At 64.4% G+C, this 19,196-nt stretch carries 15 protein-coding genes; 6 read left to right on the top strand and 9 right to left on the bottom strand.

Annotation, left to right across the window (positions count from 1 at the left end; all coding sequences use genetic code 11):
• Positions 1–8 precede the first annotated feature (8 nt).
• The 9 genes from BM382_RS09520 to gap all read right to left on the bottom strand — a co-directional run bounded on the left by BM382_RS09520 (position 9) and on the right by gap (position 10,932).
• Complete coding sequence (locus BM382_RS09520; protein ID WP_072442704.1) at positions 9–1,364, bottom strand: CoA transferase; 1,356 nt, start codon at positions 1,362–1,364, stop codon at positions 9–11.
• A 98-nt stretch (positions 1,365–1,462) separates the two neighbouring features.
• Positions 1,463–3,607 (bottom strand): methyl-accepting chemotaxis protein, encoded by a 2,145-nt coding sequence (locus BM382_RS09525; protein WP_011062884.1) that lies wholly within the window; start codon positions 3,605–3,607, stop codon positions 1,463–1,465.
• A gap of 186 nt (positions 3,608–3,793) precedes the next feature.
• On the bottom strand, positions 3,794–4,195 hold the full coding sequence (locus tag BM382_RS09530) for a YbaN family protein (protein ID WP_053153419.1): 402 nt from the start codon (positions 4,193–4,195) through the stop codon (positions 3,794–3,796).
• A gap of 117 nt (positions 4,196–4,312) precedes the next feature.
• On the bottom strand, positions 4,313–4,921 hold the full coding sequence (locus tag BM382_RS09535; RefSeq protein WP_011062882.1) for a biliverdin-producing heme oxygenase: 609 nt from the start codon (positions 4,919–4,921) through the stop codon (positions 4,313–4,315).
• Positions 4,922–5,033: 112 nt separating this feature from the next.
• Positions 5,034–7,652, bottom strand: coding sequence for a TonB-dependent receptor (locus BM382_RS09540; protein ID WP_072442706.1), 2,619 nt, complete (start codon positions 7,650–7,652; stop codon positions 5,034–5,036).
• A gap of 121 nt (positions 7,653–7,773) precedes the next feature.
• Positions 7,774–8,742: a FecR family protein gene (locus tag BM382_RS09545; RefSeq protein WP_011062880.1), complete on the bottom strand. Its 969-nt coding sequence runs from the start codon at positions 8,740–8,742 to the stop codon at positions 7,774–7,776.
• 113 nt (positions 8,743–8,855) lie between these two features.
• The gene (locus BM382_RS09550) at positions 8,856–9,374 is read right to left on the bottom strand and encodes an RNA polymerase sigma factor (RefSeq protein ID WP_072442708.1); all 519 of its coding nucleotides are present in this window, start codon (positions 9,372–9,374) and stop codon (positions 8,856–8,858) included.
• Between the two features lie 73 nt (positions 9,375–9,447).
• Positions 9,448–9,912, bottom strand: coding sequence for a methylglyoxal synthase (locus tag BM382_RS09555; RefSeq protein WP_011062878.1), 465 nt, complete (start codon positions 9,910–9,912; stop codon positions 9,448–9,450).
• Between the two features lie 15 nt (positions 9,913–9,927).
• Positions 9,928–10,932, bottom strand: a complete 1,005-nt coding sequence (gene gap / locus BM382_RS09560; RefSeq protein ID WP_072442710.1) for a type I glyceraldehyde-3-phosphate dehydrogenase — start codon at positions 10,930–10,932, stop codon at positions 9,928–9,930.
• 223 nt (positions 10,933–11,155) lie between these two features.
• On the opposite strand from gap, the gene edd reads away from it, so the two are divergent.
• From edd to BM382_RS09590, 6 genes are all read left to right on the top strand, one after another.
• Positions 11,156–12,982 carry a phosphogluconate dehydratase gene (gene edd / locus BM382_RS09565; protein WP_011062876.1) on the top strand — a complete coding sequence of 609 codons (1,827 nt, stop codon included), beginning with the start codon at positions 11,156–11,158 and terminating at the stop codon, positions 12,980–12,982.
• Positions 12,979–13,935, top strand: a complete 957-nt coding sequence (locus BM382_RS09570) for a glucokinase (RefSeq protein WP_011062875.1) — start codon at positions 12,979–12,981, stop codon at positions 13,933–13,935. Before edd ends, BM382_RS09570 begins: the two co-directional genes overlap by 4 nt.
• A gap of 69 nt (positions 13,936–14,004) precedes the next feature.
• On the top strand, positions 14,005–14,736 hold the full coding sequence (locus BM382_RS09575) for a response regulator (protein WP_015636744.1): 732 nt from the start codon (positions 14,005–14,007) through the stop codon (positions 14,734–14,736).
• Complete coding sequence (locus BM382_RS09580) at positions 14,726–16,195, top strand: ATP-binding protein (protein WP_019094564.1); 1,470 nt, start codon at positions 14,726–14,728, stop codon at positions 16,193–16,195. The genes BM382_RS09575 and BM382_RS09580 overlap by 11 nt, the downstream gene beginning before the upstream one ends.
• Before the next feature lie 222 nt (positions 16,196–16,417).
• Positions 16,418–17,677 carry a D-mannose isomerase gene (locus BM382_RS09585; RefSeq protein WP_015636742.1) on the top strand — a complete coding sequence of 420 codons (1,260 nt, stop codon included), beginning with the start codon at positions 16,418–16,420 and terminating at the stop codon, positions 17,675–17,677.
• Positions 17,678–17,793: 116 nt separating this feature from the next.
• Positions 17,794–19,086: an ABC transporter substrate-binding protein gene (locus tag BM382_RS09590; RefSeq protein WP_011062871.1), complete on the top strand. Its 1,293-nt coding sequence runs from the start codon at positions 17,794–17,796 to the stop codon at positions 19,084–19,086.
• Positions 19,087–19,196: the final 110 nt, after the last annotated feature.

Here is a 19,196-nt window from a genome sequence, read left to right on the forward strand (position 1 = left end):
CAAGGCCTTCACCACCATCTGGGGCGATGGGCGCCCAGGGCGGTGGCCGGGCAACTCCACTGCACCGGCGTTCCATTGATGTGCAACGGCACCCGCAGGCGCCGCGCCGGCCCCCAAGGGGTCTGTTCCAGCACTAGCCCCTGATCCTCGTGGTCTTCGGCGCGCGGTGGAATTTCGGCGGTCGCTGACGGGGAATGATCAACCAGCAACTGGGCGGTGCGGGCCAGGGACAGGCGCGCCGATGCGCCCTGGTCGCCGCTCAGGGACCGGGTCAGTGCCCGCAGGGCGCTGGCTGCCATCAGGTAACCGGTGGCGTGATCCAGGGCTTGGACCGGCAGTGGTACAGGCCTGTCCGCGGCTTTCCAGGCCATGTCGGCTTCGGCGATGCCGCAGCTCATCTGCACCAGGCTGTCGAAGCCCCGGCGGTTGCGCCAGGGGCCGCTCCAGCCGTAGGCATTGAGGCTGACTTCGATCAGCCCCGGAGCGATTTTCTGGCGTGCCTGGGCGTCATAACCCAGGTGTTCCAGGGCATCGGCGCGGTAGCCATGCAGAAGCAGGTCGGCCTGCGCCAGCAGGCCTTCGAACAGGGCACGCTGCTCAAGGTCGTGCAGATCGAGGCGCGCGCAGTGTTTGCCCAGGGTCACCTCCGGCTCCAGGGCCGGCTCGTTCCAGTGTGGCGGATCGATGCGCAACACCTCGGCCCCGAGCCCCGCCAGCAGGCGGCTGGCCACCGGTCCAGCCAGGACCCGGGTCAGGTCCAGTACCTTGAGCCCGGCCAGGGGCCGGTCGACGCGACCGCTCCAGGCCTTGTGCCGCTGATCGGCCTGGGGCAGCCAGTGCACCAGGGGTTCGCTGTTTACCGCCTGGCCCTGGGGGTGGGCCTGCCACTGCGCCCAGCTGCGCATCTGCGCGGCACAACCGCCCTGGTCGACTATCGCCTGCTCCAGTTCCAGGGCGTTCCAGGTGGCCACCTGGGCGGCCATGGCCGAACGTTCGGTTACCGCTCCCAGCACCCGTTCGGCGGCGGCCCGGTGGTGAGGTGCGTTGGTGTGCAGGCGAATCCAGCCGTCGCGGCTGGCGTAGTCGCCGGCAATCGGGTCCCAGGGGGATGGCAGGCTCCAGCCCTGCGGGCGGATCGAGCTGGCGAACCAGAACGAGGCCAGGCGCCGGTCGACGCTGACCTCTGGCAGGCGTCCGGTCTGGCTGTACAGGAGTTCAGCGACTGCCTGCCCGGTAGCGGCAATGCTGGCGCTAGCCAGGTCGGTCACGGCGAAGGCCGAGGGCAGGGCGCCCTGGCCGGTTTGCCGGCTGCTTGATGACGCCAGGCCCAGCGCGGCCTGGATGGATGCGAGTAACTCGGTCATGGCCCACTCCGCGGATCAGGGGAGGGCATTGCACCCTGAAACTGCCGCGGCTGTCGATCACCCCTGGTCATCGGCCGCGGCTGGCGCCGGAGCAGCGCTTACACGCGGAACTGATCCATGAGTTTCATTTGCTGGGTGGCCAGGGCATTGAGCTGGCTGCTGACCTGGGCCGACTCACTGGCCTGTTCGGTGAGGGTTTCGGTCACGGTGCGAATCGCCGAGACGTTGCGGTTGACCTCTTCGGCCACCGCGCTCTGCTGCTCGGCAGCGCTGGCGATCTGCAGGTTCATGTCGCTGATCACGGTGACCGCGTCGCTGATCTTGCCCAGGGCCTGGACTGCCTGCTGGATCTGCCCGGCATTGTTCTGCGCCTGGCTCTGGCTGGCGTGCATGGTGGTCACCACATCCCGGGTGCCGCTCTGGATGCGTTCGATCACCACGCGGATTTCCTCCACCGAGTCCTGGGTGCGCTTGGCCAGGTTGCGCACTTCATCGGCCACCACGGCGAAACCGCGGCCGCTTTCCCCGGCGCGAGCCGCTTCGATGGCGGCGTTGAGGGCCAGCAGGTTGGTCTGCTCGGCAATACTGCGGATCACTTCCAGCACCGACCCTATCTGTTCGCTGCTCACCGCCAGGGCTTCGACTTCCCCCACCGCCTTGCTCACCTCGTCGGCCAGCAGGCTGATGTCCCGGGTGCTGCGCTCGATGATGGTCATGCCTTCCTTGGCCGACTGGTCTGCGCCACGGGCGGCCTGGGCGGCATTGGAGGCACTGTTGGCAACATCGTGGGCAGTGGCGCTCATTTCGTTGGAGGCGGTGGCCACTTGATCGATTTCGCGGAACTGCACTTGCATGCCTTCACTGGTCTGGCGGGCGATCTCCGAAGACTGGTCGGCGGTACCCCGGGCTTCGGTGATGCTCTGCTTGATCTGGGCGATGGTCGGTTGCAGCTTGTCGAGGAAGCGGTTGAACCAGCCCACCAGTTCGCCGAGTTCGTCTTTCTTGCTGTAGTCCAGGCGCTGGGTCAGGTCGCCGTCGCCGCTGGCGATGGCCTTGAGCATCTGCGCCACGCTGTTGATCGGGCGGGTCACGCCCGAGGCGCTGAGCCAGATCAGCAGCAGGCCTAGCAGGCCGGCGCCGACGGCCACCAGTACGGTTTTCACCGTACCGCTGGTCTGGGCCTCATCCAGCAGGCCTTGCAGTTTTACCGAGTCTGCCAGCAGCACTTGTTGCGGCAGGTCGATGGTGACGCCCCAGGGCTTGGCATCGGCAATCGGGCTGAAGGGGTAGACCGCGCGGATCAGTTCACCCTGTTGCAGGACCTTGTTCTGGTTGCCGGCGAGCAGCGCGAGGATATCCTTGCCCTGGGCGCCGAGGGTTTCGTTGATGTTCTTGCCGACCTGGCTGGCATCGGCGCCCACGGCCGCCAGCAAGCCGCTGCCGGCGACGATCATCATGTGCCCGGCACCGTTGAACAGAAAGCGCTGGGATTCGCCGGCCGCGGCCTGCAGGGAGTCCAGGGCGATGTCGACGCCAATCACCCCGATGACCTTGCCGTCCACCAGCAAGGGCTGGGAGATGGTGGTCATCAGCACCTGTTTCTTGTCCTCGCCGATGGTGTCGGCGTAGGGGTCCAGCAGGCAGGTACGGCGGCTGTCGCGGGGGCAGGTGTACCAGACGTTGTAGGGGGTGCCGCTGAGGTTGAGGGTGGTCTTGGTCAGGTCGTCTTCCACCATCACGGTGTTCAACTGCTGGCCCCCGGATCGGCTCCAGTAGGTGGCGAAGCGCCCGCGTTCGTTGGAAGCACGGGCTGCGTCATTGAGAAATTCGCTGTCCTTGCCATCCAGGGCGTTGGGTTCGTAGGCCAGCCAGATGCCGAGCACTTTGGGATTGCGCTCGAAGGCGGTCTTCAGGCTGTGGTTGAGCTCTTCGCGCAGTGCCGCAGCTTCCAGGCCGCGCTTGCTCGCCATGTCACGCAGGTCGCGTACCTGGTCCGCCAGGGCGGTGATCACCAGGTTGCTTTCACCGAAGGTCTTCTGCACCCGTACTGCCTGGTCGGCGGCCTTGGCCTGCAGCAACTCTTCGACCCCGGCGGTGAGCATCCGCGTGCTGGAGGTGTTGACCAGTTGGTTGTTCTGCTGGCTCTGGTACAGGTTCATGCCGACGATCAGCGCCACTACGCCCAACAGGCACAGTCCGGACAACAGCACTATTTTCAGGCGAATGGAGAGAGAGTCGAACATGGGGGCGATCTCGCGAAAGGACGGATGGAAAGCACGGAATCGGATGACTCCGGTCGCCAAGTCCATTCAGCGCTATGCCCGGAACATCGGCTCGGGCGGCCTTTGCGTGAGGGGCTGCCGACGAACGGTCATGTCCTTGACATATATGGCCTCAGGGGCAAGGGCATAGCTGCCAGCGGGCGCAGGTCAGGAGGCCTGCGGCAGGGCTTCTGGGCGTGACCAGATCCACAGGTTGCCCAGGGTCATGCCGGCAATGGCGGCATACATCGTCCAGTGATGGTTGAGCAGGGTCAGCATCAATCCGGCACACAGCAGCATGCTGACCGTGGCGCTGATCTTGGCCTTGCGGCTGACGATCCGGCCGTTGCGCCAGTTGCAGAGGATAGGCCCGAACAGGCGATGGTTCTCCATCCAGGCGCTTAGCCGTGGCGAGCTCTTGGTGGCGGCCCAGGCAGCGAGCAGGATGAACTCGGTGGTCGGCAGGCCGGGTACGACGATGGCGATCAGGCCGATGGCCAGGCTGACATAGGCCAGCGCGCCAAACAGCAGGCGGGAAATCTTCGACGAGGAGGGGCGAGTGGGGGTCATGGTTTCGATGATGAGGTAACGCGTCGTACGGCTCAATCCGCGAATGCCGCCGGCCGACAAAATACCGCTGCGGGCAGGGGCACGCCTTGGCGCGCCACCTGCCCGCAACTACGCGGGTCAGGCCGGTTGTGCGGCGCCGGAGTAAGCCTGTTCCAGCAGCACGGTGAAGCGGTTGAAGGCATCCAGGGCACCTTTTTCCGCCGCGGCTTCTTCTTCGGCGGTGAACTCCAGGCCGTCGAGGATGCGGGTGAAGGTTTTCCAGCCTTCGGCGCGGCCACCGGCTGGTTCGCCCAGGTGACGGGCACCGAAGGTTTCGCTCAGGCCCAGGCCCACGGCGCGCTTGATCAGGAACGCGGCACCCAGCTTGGAACCCTCGGAGACGAAGATCCAGCCCAGGGCTTCGGCCTGGCTTGGGTTACTGACGGCACCGGCCACTGGTGCAGGAACCTCGGTTTCCAGGTCGGCCAGGTCAGCCTTGGCAGCTTCGGCGCGGCAGCGCTCGGCCAGGTCCGGGACGATCTTGTTCAGTTCGGCATCGTTGTACAGGTCCACCAGTTCCGACTGGAACAGGTACTGGGCCACCACGAAACGGGCGAATGCACCTTGGGTTTCGAAGGGCGCATGGGCCTTGACCAGGGCGTCGAGCTTGGAATGCGGCTCGTGGGTGATCTGGTTCAGGCGTTGGGAGCGCAGGTGGTGACGCTGGGAGGAATCCTGGGAGGTCATGCAGATGTCCTTGAGAATGAGAGGCACTTAGTGACTAGACGAACAAGAAGACGCGACACAGTAAAAAATCCTCACTGCCCTGGATGAAAAAGGGCAGTGAGGTGTCCAGGCGTCAGATATCCCACACCAGGTTGACCGAGAAGTTGCGGCCGGGCTGGGTCAGGCGGTCGAGGTTGGCGGGTGCGGTCTGGCCGGCTTCGCCGACGCTGTCGTAGCCGCGCACGTCGTCCCAGTTCCAGTATTTCTTGTCGGTCAGGTTGTACAGGCCGGCGTTCACGGTCAGGTCATCGGTGACCTTGTAGAAACCGCTGAGGTCGAGAATGCCGAAGCCCGGGGATTTGAACTGGCTGCTGGTAACGCGCCCGTCCGGAGCCTTGAAGGTACTGTCGTCGACCCGGTCCTTGCGCTTGACCAGGGTCCAGCTCAGCAGGGCGCCGTAGTTGTCCTGGTCATAGCCCAGGCCGAACACGCCTTTGAGCGGGTTGACGCTGTTGATCGGTTCGCCGTTGTCGTTGTTGCGACCGTATGCGTAGGCCACCGAGCCGATGCTGTACAGCCCTTGTGGAGCACCGAAGGCGTCGAGGTTGAGGCGGCCCTTGGCTTCCGCGCCCTTGATGGTGGCGTGCTTGATGTTGTTGCTCTGGATGACCGACAACAGTGCCCCGGCAGTAATGGCGTCTTCGTTGATGAAGTCGCGGTACTGGTTGTAGAACACCGAGACGTCGAAGGAGCCCGCGTCGAAGTTGCCACGCAGGCCGGTTTCGTAGCTCTTGCTCGTTTCCGGCTTGAGGTTGGAGTTGGGCTCCACTACATAGCCGCCCGCGAGGTTTTCGAAGCGGCCGTAGAGCGCCTTGGCCGAGGGGGTACGGAAGCCTTCGGAGTATTGGCCGTAACCGGTGTAATGCTCGTCAAAGGCGTAGGTCAGGCCGAACTTGGGCGATACGCGGTGCCAGGTCTTTTCATCGTCGCTGACCGGGAAGGCGCCCGTTGAGTTGGCAACGTTGAGAAACTCCTGGGTCAGCTTGGGCTTGAGTTGGGTGTAGTCATAGCGCAGGCCCGGAGTGAAGGTCCAGGCGTTCCAGCTGATCTGGTCCTGGACGAACAGGCTGTAGGTGTTGATGGTCGGGTCCGGGAAGTCGCTGGACTTCTTCACGCTGTCACCGGCAGAAGGGCTCGGCGCGCCAACCGCGGTACAGCCGGCACCGACGGCCAGGCAACTGGCGGTACCATAGCGCGAGCCTGTGACCTTCTGCTGCTTGAGAGTGGTGCCGTAGGTCAACTGGTGATCGGTTTCACCCAGGGCGAAGGCCTTGTCCAACTGAGCGTCGAACACCCATTGTTTTTCCTGGTACAGGGTTTTCCGCTCACGCTGCACGTCACGCGCCACCGGGCTGAAGATCGACACCGGGTTGTAGCGCTCGGAGGTGGTCTGGTCGGTCTTGGCGATCTGGTAGTTCAGGCTCCACTTGATCTGGTCGGCGATCGGCGACTCCAGGGCAAAGCTGTTTTCCAGGCCGAAGCGTTCGCGGGTGATGGTGTCGTTGCCGACGCGCGAGCGATACCAGTTCTGGCCAACGCCATTGAGGAACAGGCCGCCCACCGCACTTTTCTGATTGGTGTCGCGGTCGTCCTTGTACTTTTCGTAGGTCAGGCCCAGGCGTGCGTCGTCCGCATAGTTCCAGCCGAGCTTGGCCAGTACGTTGGTGGTCCGGGCGTCTTCCGGGTTGGCGGCAGTGCGGTTCAGGCCGGTGCCGTTGTTGCTGCCATAGGACTCGGTCTCGTGGCCGTCACGCTGGCTCAGGTGCAACAAACCGTCGAATTCGCCGACCCGCCCGGCGAAGGTGCCGGATTTCAGCCAGCTTTCGTCCGCCGAGCTGTAGCCGGTCTTCAGGCGCGCGCCAAAATCCTCGCCGGGCTTGATGATGTCGTCGGCGTCCAGAGTGTAGTAACTGACGGCGCCACCGATGGCGCTGCTGCCGTAGAGCACCGAGGCCGGGCCACGCAGGATTTCCACGCGCTTGACGATTTCCGGGTCGACGTAGTTACGGTTGGTCTTGGCATAAGGGCCGCTGAAGAAGTGATCCGGCACTTCCACGCCGTCCACCTGGGTGAGGATCCGGTCGCTGTCGATACCACGGATGTTGTAGCCGCTGATACCGGCACGCTGGCCTGCACCGCCGACTGAAACACCAGGCTCATAACGCACCAGTTCCTTGATCGTGTTGACGTTCTGGCGGTCGAGTTCTTCCCGGGTGTGCACGCTCACGGTGCTGGGCACCGAGTTGATGTCCTGCTCCTGACGGGTGGCGCTGATGGTCACCTGCTGCAGGTTCACCACATTGGCTGCGCTGCGCTTTTCCAGAACGATGTTGTTGTTGCCCAGCTTGCGGTAGCTCAGGTTGGTGCCGCTGAGCAGCCGATCCAGAGCCTTTTCCGGTGGCAGCGAACCGCGCACGCCCGGGGAGGACACCCCGCTGCCCAGCTCCGCCGGCAGGCCCACTTGCCAGCCGGTGACCGCAGTAAAGGCGTTGAGCGCCGATACCAGCGGCTGCTGGGCGATAGCGAAGTTGTAGTTGCCCATGCGCTGGCTGGAGGATGCCGGGGCATCGGCGGCCATCACGGGGGCAGCGTGGGCGCCGGCCAGCAGGATGGCTGCGGTCAGCAGCGACAGGGTGCAGTTTTGCAGGCGGGCACAGGGAACAGGGGATCGGCTGTTGAGGCGAGGGGACATCGAGAGCGCTCCGGGTCGCACGAAACTTTTATAGGTGCAGATACGCATTCAAAATGCGAATCAGTTGCATTGGCTATAACGAGACGTACGACCCGTAGAGATCGCGTAAAAATAATTGTTCTCAGTTGAGAATCACTAGTGCCGGGAACTCGGAAAGCCGTGCCGAAGTGATGTGGGCCAGGGAACGCACCACATCCAGAGGCTGATCCAGGCGGTAGTTGCCGGTTACCGCGACCTTTGCCAGGTGTTCGTTGTTGTTGACGATCCAGCCTGGGTAATAGCGCCGCAGTTCGGCCAGGACCTGGCTCAGGGGGCAGTTCTCGAACACCAGGCGGCCCTGGACCCAGGCCAGTTCCTTGTCGGCGTCGAGCCTGGCCGGCTGGTCGAAGCCCTGGGGCCCGACCCGCACGCTTTCCCCGGCGCGCAGGCGCAGGCGCTGGTCGGCGTGGGTGGCGCGCAGGTCGATGTCACCGCGCTGCACCTGGACTTGTGCCACGCCGTCCAGGTAGCGCACGGCAAAGGTGGTGTCGCGCACGCTGGCCTTGACCGGGCCGGCGTCCAGTTCCAGGGGCAGGCCGCGATTGCCGGGGATCTCGAAGAAGGCTTCGCCCTGGTACAGCCGGGCCACGCGCTGGTGATCGTTGATGTCGCTGGAAAAGGCCGAGTTGGTGTTGAGCAGCACCTTGGAACCGTCTTCGAGCTGCAGGCGCTGGCGCTCGCCGACCTGGGTCAGGTGGTCGGCCTGCAGGCGCAGCGGCAGGTTGCTGAAGCTGAATAATCCGAGCAGCAGCACCGCGGCGGTGGCCAGGGGTTTCCAGTGGGGGCGCAGGCGCGCCAGGCGCGAGACTTTCGGTGGCGCTGCCAGGGTCAGGGCGCATTGCGCCACTTGCGGGCCATTCCAGATCGCCTGGGCCTTTTCGAAGGCCTGGGCGTTGAGCGGTGAAGCCGCCAGCCACTGATGAAACTGGCGCACTTGTTCCTCGTTCGGATGTTCCAGCTCGATCAGCCAATCCAGTGCCTGATCCATGGCCAGGGTGCTTGAGTGCGGGCCGGCAGGGGTGGGCGGCTCGGCGCTGTGAAAATCCGTCACGGGTGTTCCTCGGCTGCGTCTGTGCGCGGCTGTTTTTTCAAGAGAGAGCGAAAGCCGGCCAAGGTTAACAAAGGCTCGGGGCTGCCGCAGTCATTCTGCTCAGCGGTTGAGACTCACTGGCCGTCGAGACGTTCGGCGACGCCGATGCAGATGGCCATGATCAGTTTCAATTCCTTTTGCACCGTGCTCAGTGAAACCCCGAGCTTGTCGGCGATCTCCTGGTAACTGTGGCCGTGCAGGCGGCTGAGGATGAAGATCTGCTGCTGGCGCGGGCTGAGCTGGCCGAGGCTGAGGTTCAGGCGTTCCAGCATCTGCTCGGCGTGGGCCGCGTCTTCGGCACTGCTGACGGGCGCGGCGACATTCTCCACCACCTCCGGCGGTACGTCTTCGAGCAGGGTGCGGCCCTGGATGCGCCGGGCCCGCAGGTGATCCAGGGCGAGGTTGCGCGCGGTCTGGAAGACAAAGGGTTCAAGGTGCGTGATCGGCCGCTCGCTCAGGGCCCGGGTCACGCGCAGGTAGGTTTCCTGCAGCAGGTCTTCGGCGGTGCTGTGGTTGTTGACCATCCGCTCCAGCGTTCGCAGCAGAGAAATGCGTTGGGTGAGGAAGACGTGGTTGAAGTGCGATTGACTCACAGCAAGGCCTGATCCATTTTTTCAGCAGATGATAATGATTGTCATCTACGTCAATGGTCAAGCCTTGCGTGAATTATCCTCGGCCGGCCAGGTAGGCCTGATAGTCGGGAATCCGGTGCTCATGGGCCTGGTTCATCAGCGGGCTGCTGAGCAGGTAGTCGGCGCTGCACTCGTTGCAGGCCACCGGAATGTTCCATACCGCCGCTACCCGCAACAGGGCCTTGATGTCCGGATCATGGGGCTGGGGTTCGAAGGGGTCCCAGAAGAACACCAGCAGGTCGACCCGTTGCTCGGCAATCTGCGCCCCCAGTTGCTGATCGCCGCCCAGGGGGCCGCTGATCATGCTTTCCACCGGCAGCCCCAGGTGCTTGCTCAGCAACAGGCCGGTGGTACCGGTGGCAACCAGCTCGTGCTCGGCCAGGCGCGCCTTTTGCCGCCCGGCCCACTCCAGCAGGAACGCCTTGCAGTGGTCATGGGCGACCAGGGCGATGCGCTTGCGCGCGGCCATGGTCTTGTGGGTGAAACTGATACCGATCATCGACGAATATCCGTTTTATTCCGCGTTGCACAGGGCCAGGCAGTTATCCAGCATGCGGTTGGAGAAACCCCACTCGTTGTCGTACCAGGCCAGCACCTTGAGCAACCGGCCACCGCTGACCTTGGTGTGGTTGGCGTCGAAGATCGACGACAGCGGATTGTGGTTGAAGTCGCTGGAGACCAGCGGCAGGGTGTTGTAGCCGAGGATCGTCGAGTGCTGGCTGGCGCTCTTGAGCAAGGCATTGACCTCTTCGGCGGTGGTGTCGCGCTTGAGGGTCACCGTCAGGTCCACCAGGGACACGTTGATCACCGGTACTCGCACGGCCATGCCGGTCAGCTTGCCAGCCAGCTCCGGCAGCACCAGGCCCACCGCTTCGGCAGCGCCGGTCTTGCTCGGGATCATGTTCTGGGTGGCCGAACGGGCGCGATAGGGGTCGCTGTGGTAGACGTCGGTGAGGTTCTGGTCGTTGGTGTAGGCGTGGATGGTGGTCATCAGGCCGTTGTCGATGCCCAGCTCGCGGTGCAGTACCTGGGCCACTGGCGCCAGGCAGTTGGTGGTGCACGAGGCGTTGGAGATGATCTGGTGCGACTGGCGCAGGATGTCGTGGTTGACCCCGTAGACCACGGTGGCGTCGGCGCCCTTGGCCGGGGCCGAGATGATGACCTTGCGGGCACCGGCGGCCAGATGGGCGGCAGCCTTGGCGCGGTCGGTGAACAGGCCGGTGCATTCGAACACCACGTCGATCTTCTCCGCGGCCCAGGGCAGTTCGGCTGGGTTGCGGATGGCGCTGACGGCAATCCGGTCGCCATTCACGGTGAGGCTTTCCTGATCGTGTTCGACTTGGGCGTCGAAAGTGCCGTGCACGGTGTCGTATTTCAGCAGGTGGGCATTGATAGCGCTGTCTCCGAGATCGTTGATAGCGACGATCTGCAGATCCTGGCGATAGCCTTGGGTATAAAGTGCGCGCAGGACGTTACGGCCGATACGGCCAAAACCATTGATTGCGATTCGAAGAGTCATGTGCAAACGCCTGTCGTTGAATTTGTTGTTGGAATTACAAGATTATTCGCATAGAAATAGAAAACAAGCCTTTTTAGTGGCAATATTTTGTCTTATCTACAACGAGTGACCTGAATCAACTGGTCCAAATGGTCAGAAACATCCTCTGCTGTCCCTGAGCGGTGGCGCGTCTGATCAGCATAGACAAACAGGTCGCCACATCCGTTAGCCTGGAGTTCTACACATGCATCCCCGCGTTCTTGAGGTCACCGAACGGCTTATCGCCCGTAGTCGCGCCACTCGCCAGGCCTATCTCGCGCTGATCCGCGATGCCGCCAGCGACGGCCCGCAGCGGGGCAAGCTGCAATGTGCGAACTTCGCCCACGGCGTGGCCGGTTGCGGCACCGACGACAAGCACAACCTGCGGATGATGAATGCGGCCAACGTGGCAATTGTTTCGTCATATAACGACATGTTGTCGGCGCACCAGCCTTACGAGGTGTTCCCCGAGCAGATCAAGCGCGCCCTGCGCGAGATCGGCTCGGTGGGCCAGTTCGCCGGCGGCACCCCGGCCATGTGCGATGGCGTGACCCAGGGCGAGGCCGGTATGGAACTGAGCCTGCCGAGCCGTGAAGTGATCGCCCTGTCTACGGCGGTGGCCCTCTCTCACAACATGTTCGATGCCGCGCTGATGCTGGGGATCTGCGACAAGATTGTCCCGGGGTTGATGATGGGCGCTCTGCGCTTCGGTCACCTGCCGACCATCTTCGTTCCGGGCGGGCCCATGGTCTCGGGCATTTCCAACAAGCAGAAAGCCGACGTGCGCCAGCGTTACGCCGAAGGCAAGGCCAGCCGCGAGGAACTGCTGGAGTCGGAAATGAAGTCCTACCACAGCCCCGGCACCTGCACTTTCTACGGCACCGCCAACACCAACCAGTTGCTGATGGAAGTGATGGGCCTGCACCTGCCGGGCGCCTCTTTCGTCAACCCCAATACGCCGCTGCGCGACGCCCTGACCCATGAGGCGGCGCAGCAGGTCACGCGCCTGACCAAGCAGAGCGGGGCCTTCATGCCGATTGGCGAGATCGTCGACGAGCGCGTGCTGGTCAACTCCATCGTTGCCCTGCACGCCACGGGCGGCTCCACCAACCACACCCTGCACATGCCGGCCATCGCCCAGGCGGCGGGCATCCAGCTGACCTGGCAGGACATGGCCGACCTCTCCGAGGTGGTGCCGACCCTGTCCCACGTCTATCCAAACGGCAAGGCCGATATCAACCACTTCCAGGCGGCGGGCGGCATGTCTTTCCTGATCCGCGAGCTGCTGGAAGCCGGCCTGCTCCACGAAGACGTCAATACCGTGGCCGGCCGCGGCCTGAGCCGCTATACCCAGGAACCCTTCCTGGACAACGGCAAGCTGGTGTGGCGCGACGGCCCGATTGAAAGCCTGGACGAAAACATCCTGCGCCCGGTGGCCCGGGCGTTCTCTGCGGAGGGCGGCTTGCGGGTCATGGAAGGCAACCTCGGTCGCGGCGTGATGAAGGTTTCCGCCGTGGCCCCGGAGCACCAGATCGTCGAGGCCCCGGCCGTGGTGTTCCAGGACCAGCAGGACCTGGCCGATGCCTTCAAGGCCGGCCTGCTGGAGAAGGACTTCGTCGCGGTGATGCGCTTCCAGGGCCCGCGCTCGAACGGCATGCCCGAGCTGCACAAGATGACCCCCTTCCTCGGGGTGCTGCAGGACCGCGGCTTCAAGGTGGCGCTGGTCACCGACGGGCGCATGTCCGGCGCTTCGGGCAAGATTCCGGCAGCGATCCATGTCAGCCCCGAAGCCCAGGTGGGTGGCGCGCTGGCCCGGGTGCTGGACGGCGATATCATCCGCGTGGATGGCGTCAAGGGCACCCTGGAGCTTAAGGTAGACGCCGCAGAATTCGCCGCCCGGGAGCCGGCCAAGGGCCTGCTGGGCAACAACGTTGGCACCGGCCGCGAACTCTTCGCCTTCATGCGCATGGCCTTCAGCTCGGCAGAGCAGGGCGCCAGCGCCTTTACCTCTGCCCTGGAGACGCTCAAGTGAAACTGGCCCTGGTCGGTGATATCGGTGGCACCAACGCGCGCTTCGCGTTGTGGAAAGACCAACAACTGGAGGCGATCGAAGTCCACGCCACTGCGGACTACAGCTGCCCGGAAGACGCCATCAAGGCCTACCTGCGGGACCAGGGGCTGGCCCTGGGTGCCATAGGTTCGGTGTGCCTGTCGGTGGCCGGCCCGGTCAGCGGCGATGAGTTTCGCTTCACCAACAACCACTGGCGCCTGAGCCGCCAGGCTTTCTGCCAGGCGTTGCAGGTGGACCAACTGCTGTTGGTCAACGACTTCTCGGCCATGGCCCTGGGCATGACCCGCCTGCAGCCGGATGAATTTCGCGTGGTCTGCGAAGGCGTTGCGGAGCCCTTGCGCCCGGCCGTGGTGATCGGCCCGGGCACGGGCCTCGGGGTGGGCACCCTGCTGAACTTCGGCGACGGTCGTTACATGGCCTTGCCGGGAGAGGGCGGGCATGTCGACCTGCCCTTGAGCAGTGCGCGGGAAACCCAGCTCTGGCAGCACATTCACGACGAGATCGGCCATGTCAGCGCCGAGACCGCCCTCAGCGGTGGCGGCCTGCCCCGGGTGTATCGGGCGATCTGCGCGGTGGACGGCCATGAGCCGCGGCTCGAGACTCCGGAGGCCATCACCGCGGCCGGCCTGGCCGGCGACCCGATCGCCCGGGAAGTGCTGGAGCAGTTCAGCTGCTGGCTGGGCCGGGTGGCGGGCAACAACGTGCTGACCACCGGGGGGCGTGGCGGGGTGTACATCGTCGGTGGGGTGATTCCGCGCTTTGCCGATTTCTTCATCCACAGCGGCTTCGCCAAGAGCTTTGCCGACAAGGGTTGCATGAGCGATTACTTCAAGGGCATCCCGGTGTGGCTGGTGACCGCGCCCTATTCCGGGCTCACCGGTGCCGGCGTGGCCCTGGAGCAGGCCCAGGGCTGACGCCGCCCTGGCAGGCGACCCGGCATCAGGCATAATCGCGCACCCTGCCTAACAATAAGGACGGCCCCGGTGAGTTCAGTCAGTAAGTCGATTTTGTTGGTTGACGACGATCAGGAAATTCGCGAGCTGCTGGAAACCTATCTCAGCCGCTGCGGCTTCCAGGTGCGCAGCACCGCCGACGGGGCCGGCTTTCGCCTGGCCCTCAACGAGGCGCCCAGCGACCTGGTGATCCTCGATGTGATGCTGCCGGACGAAGACGGCTTCAGCCTGTGCCGCTGGATCCGCCAGCATCCCAAGCGCAGCCAGGTGCCGATCATCATGCTGACCGCCAGCTCCGACGAGGCCGACCGGGTCATCGGCCTGGAGCTGGGCGCCGACGACTACCTGGGCAAGCCTTTCAGCCCCCGGGAGCTGCAGGCGCGGATCAAGGCCCTGCTGCGGCGCGTGCAGTTCACCCAGGAGCGGGTTGTCGGCGAGGTGCTGTGCTTCGACGAATGGCGCCTGGATGTGATCAGCCACCGGCTGTTCCACAACGATGGCGAGGAGGTGATTCTCTCCGGCGCCGACTTCGCTCTGCTCAAGCTGTTTCTCGACCATCCCCAGGAAATCCTCGATCGCGACACCATCGGCAATGCCACCCGCGGGCGTGACCTGATGCCCCTGGATCGCATCGTCGACATGGCGGTGAGCCGCCTGCGCCAGCGTCTGCGTGACACCGAAAAGCCGCCGCGGCTGATTCGTACCGTGCGCGGCAGTGGCTATCAATTGGCAGCCAATGTGGTTGCCGGCAATGGCCACTGAGGCATTGCGCAAAGTGCTGCGGCGCCTGCCGGTGCCCCGTTCCCTGCTGGGGCGGATGCTGCTTTTGACCCTGCTGGCGGTGCTGTTCGCCCAGGCGCTGTCCAGCGTGATCTGGGTTTCCCAGCTGCGCGCCACCCAGCTCGAAGGGCTGGTGACCAGCGCCCGCAGCCTGGCCCACTCGATGACCGCCAGCGTCAGTTACCTGCGTTCGTTGCCGGTGGCGTACCGGCCCCTGGTGCTGGACCAGTTGCGCAGCATGGGCGGTACGCGGTTTGTCGTGACCCTGAACGACAAGCCCCTGGGCATGCAGGTGCTGCCCGCCACCCCGCGCAAAGAAGCGGTGTTGCAAGCCGTGGAGCAGGTGTTGCGCCAGTCCCTGGGCAATGACGCGGATATCTCCGTGACCTTCGTCAGCCCCGATGACCTGCGGATCTTCAATGGCGGCCTCAAGCTCGACGAATTGCCGCGCTCCTGGGCCCATTACGCCCTGACCCTGGAACCGGTGAACCCGCCGGTGCTGGTGACCCAGATCCAGATGGCGCCGGGAGAGTGGCTGTACATCGCCTCGCTGTTGCCCGAGCCCTATACCAGCCTGGAAGAACAGGGCCTGCCGGCGCAGCAGGTGTGGTTCATCCTGCTCACCAGCGGTTTTCTGCTGTTGTTCATCGGCCTGTTGGTGCATTGGCAGAGCCGGCCCCTCAAGCGCCTGGCCCGGGCGGCGCGGGACATGTCCCTGGGGGCCGACGTCGAGCCGGTAGCGGAGGGCGGCGGCAGTGAAGTGGTGGAGGTGGGCCGGGCCTTCAACAGCATGCGCGAGCGCATCAGCCGCTACCTGACCGAGCGCAGCCAGCTGTTCAGCGCCATCTCCCATGACCTGCGCACCCCCATCACCCGCTTGCGCCTGCGGGTGGAATTGCTGGAGGACGAGCAACTGCAGGCCAAGTTCGGGCGCGACCTGGATGAACTGGAGTTGCTGGTCAAGGGCGCGCTGCAGTGCGTCAAGGACACCGACATCCACGAGAACATCGAGCCGGTGGACCTCAATCAGGTACTCGACTGCCTGGTAGAGCCTTATCTGGCACCCAACGGCAATGGCCGCGTGACCCAACAGGGCCGGGCCCTGGCCAGCTACCCGGGCAAGCCCCTGGCGCTCAAGCGCTGCATGGGCAACCTGATCGACAATGCCCTGAAGTACGGACAGAACGCTCACCTGCACATCGAAGACGACGACAGCGGCTTTGTCCTGCATGTCGACGACGAAGGCCCCGGCGTACCGGAGCAGCGCCTGGAGCAAGTCTTCGAGCCGCACTTCCGTCTTGCTGGCCAGCAGCAGGGCTACGGCCTGGGCCTGGGGATTGCCCGCAACATCGCCCACAGCCATGGCGGCGAAGTCAGCCTGCAGAACCTGCGCGAAGGCGGCCTGCGCGTAACCCTTTACCTGCCCCGGACCTTCGACTGACCTGCCGGCCGTTGTAAGCGCTGGCTTGTGTCGGAGCTGGCTTGCCAGCGAAGGCGTCCTCAAGGGCACCACAGGGCTCAAGGGCCTCTTCGCCGGCAAGCCGGCTCCTATGGGGGAGTGCAATGTCACGGTTTGGTGACATTGCGCTGGTCCTTTGTTACCTGCGGTCGCAGGCGGCTTGATTAGACTCAAGCCTTCGATAAAAACAACAACAGGTCACCCATGGACGCTCTCTCCCTGCCATTCAGCAGTTGGCTGAATGCCCCTGCACATCAGGCCTGGCTCGCCGCCGAAGGCCTGCGCCTGCTGGATTTTGCCAAGGCCTCACGGCTTCCTGCGGGCTTTGGCAACCTCGATGAACAGGGCCGCCTGCCCAGCGGCGCCCAGGCCGAAACCATGAACACCGCGCGCATGACCCACAGCTTCGCCATGGCCCATATCCAGGGCCTGCCGGGTTATGCCGCTCTGGTGGACCACGGCATCGCCGCCCTCGGCGGGCCCTTGCGTGATGCCGAGCACGGCGGCTGGTTCGCCGTGGCCGGGCAGGCCGACGGCAACAGCACCAAGGCCGCCTACCTGCATGCCTTTGTCGCTCTGGCGGCCAGCTCCGCGGTGGTGGCCCAACGTCCCGGCGCCGAGCGTTTGCTGGAGGAGGCCATCGCCATCATCGACCGGCATTTCTGGAGCGAGGAGGAGGGCGCGCTGCGCGAGTCTTTCAACTGCGACTGGAGTCAGCCGGAAGCCTATCGCGGTGCCAACAGCAACATGCACGCCACCGAGGCGTTCCTGGCCCTGGCCGATGTCACCCAGGACTCACGCTGGCTGACCCGCGCCCTGCGGATCGTCGAGCGGGTGATCCACACTCAGGCGGCGGCCAACGACTTCATGGTGATCGAGCATTTCGACCTCGCCTGGCAACCACTTCGTGACTACAACCGGGCCTTTCCCGCCGACGGTTTCCGGCCCTTTGGCACCACCCCGGGACACGGCTTCGAATGGGCGCGGCTGTTGCTGCACCTGGAGGCTTCGCGGGTGAAGGCTGGCATGCTGACCCCCGGCTGGCTGGTGCAGGACGCGCAGAAGCTGTTCGAAAGCAACTGCCGCCATGGCTGGAGCGTCGATGGCGCCCCGGGCATGGTCTACACCCTGGACTGGGACCACCAGCCAGTGGTGCGCGAGCGCCTGCACTGGACCCACGCCGAGGCCAGCGCCGCCGCCAGCGCCTTGCTCAAACGCACCGGCCAGGCCCAGTACGAGGCCTGGTACCGCTGTTTCTGGGAATTCTGCGAGGCCCATTTCATCGACCGCAGGCACGGTAGCTGGCACCACGAACTGGGCCCGGACAACCAGCCGTCAGCCCGGATCTGGGGCGGCAAGCCGGACCTCTATCACGCCTGGCAGGCGGTGCTGATCCCGCGCCTGCCGTTGGCCCCGAGCATGGCTTCGGCATTGGCCCAGGTGTCTGTTCCGGGCCTTGTGTAACCATGTGGTGACATTTCCCCATCGCTTCGTTACTCGAATGATCGACTAGGCTGTTTAGACTCGTTTGCAGCGCAAGCACCAGACTTGCATGCATAACAACAAGAAAGGTACTTCAAATGAATGCGATTTCTCGCCTCGCCACTGTCATTTCCCTTGCCTCTCTGTTTCCCCTGAGTGCCCTCGCCGCCGACTCCAAAGGTTCCGTGGAAGTCGTCCACTGGTGGACTTCGGGTGGTGAAAAAGCCGCCGTCGATGTGCTCAAGGCCCAAGTGGAAAAAGACGGTTTCACCTGGAAGGACGGCGCCGTGGCCGGCGGTGGCGGTTCCACTGCCATGACCGTGCTCAAAAGCCGCGCCGTGGCCGGCAACCCGCCGGGTGTGGCGCAGATCAAGGGCCCGGACATCCAGGAATGGGGCAGCACCGGCCTGCTCAGCACCGATACCCTCAAGGACGTGGCCAAGGCCGAGAACTGGGACGGCCTGCTGTCGCCCAAGGTGGCCAATACCGTCAAGTACGAAGGTGACTACGTGGCGGTGCCGGTGAACATCCACCGGGTCAACTGGCTGTGGATCAACCCTGCCGTGTTCAAGAAAGCCGGGATCGACAAGGCCCCGACCACCCTCGAAGAATTCTATGCCGCCGGCGACAAGCTCAAGGCCGCCGGCTTCATCGCCCTGGCCCACGGTGGCCAGCCGTGGCAGGACAGCACCGTGTTCGAAGACGTGGTGCTCTCGGTCATGGGCCCGGAGGGCTACAAGAAAGCCCTGGTGGACCTGGACCAGAAAACCCTCTCCGGCCCGGAAATGGCCAAGGCCTTCACCGAGCTGAAGAAGATCACCGGCTACATGGACCCCAACCGTGCCGGGCGTGACTGGAACATTGCCGCAGCCGACGTGATCGGCGGCAAGGCCGGCATGCAGATGATGGGCGACTGGGCCAAGAGCGAGTGGACCGCGGCCAAGAAGGTCGCCGGCAAGGACTACCAGTGCGTACCGTTCCCGGGTACCGACAAGGCCTTCACCTACAACATCGACTCCCTGGCGGTGTTCAAGCTCAAGGCCGACCGCAAGGGCGATATCGCTGCCCAGCAGGACCTGGCCAAGGTCGCCCTGGGCAAGGACTTCCAGAAAGTCTTCAGCATCAACAAGGGTTCGATCCCGGTGCGTACCGACATGCTCAACGACATGAGCGCCGAGGGCTTCGACTCCTGCGCCCAGGCGTCGGCCAAGGACTTCCTGGCAGACGAGAAGACCGGCGGCCTGCAGCCGAGCATGGCGCACAACATGGCCACTTCCCTGGCGGTGCAGGGCGCGATCTTCGACGTGGTGACCAACTTCATGAACGACAAGGATGCGGACCCGGCCAAGGCCAGTGCGCAGCTGGCTTCGGCGGTCAAGGCCGCGCAGTAATCCTTGAACCCCGCCGCCGGTACGCCGGCGGCTCACCCGTGACTGTCGCCGCCCTGCCTGTGCCCCGGCCCATGCAGCGACGGTGTGCAGCCCGGATTCACTCCTGACTG

Source organism: Pseudomonas sp. NFPP25, assembly GCF_900116505.1.
GTDB lineage: Bacteria > Pseudomonadota > Gammaproteobacteria > Pseudomonadales > Pseudomonadaceae > Aquipseudomonas > Aquipseudomonas protegens.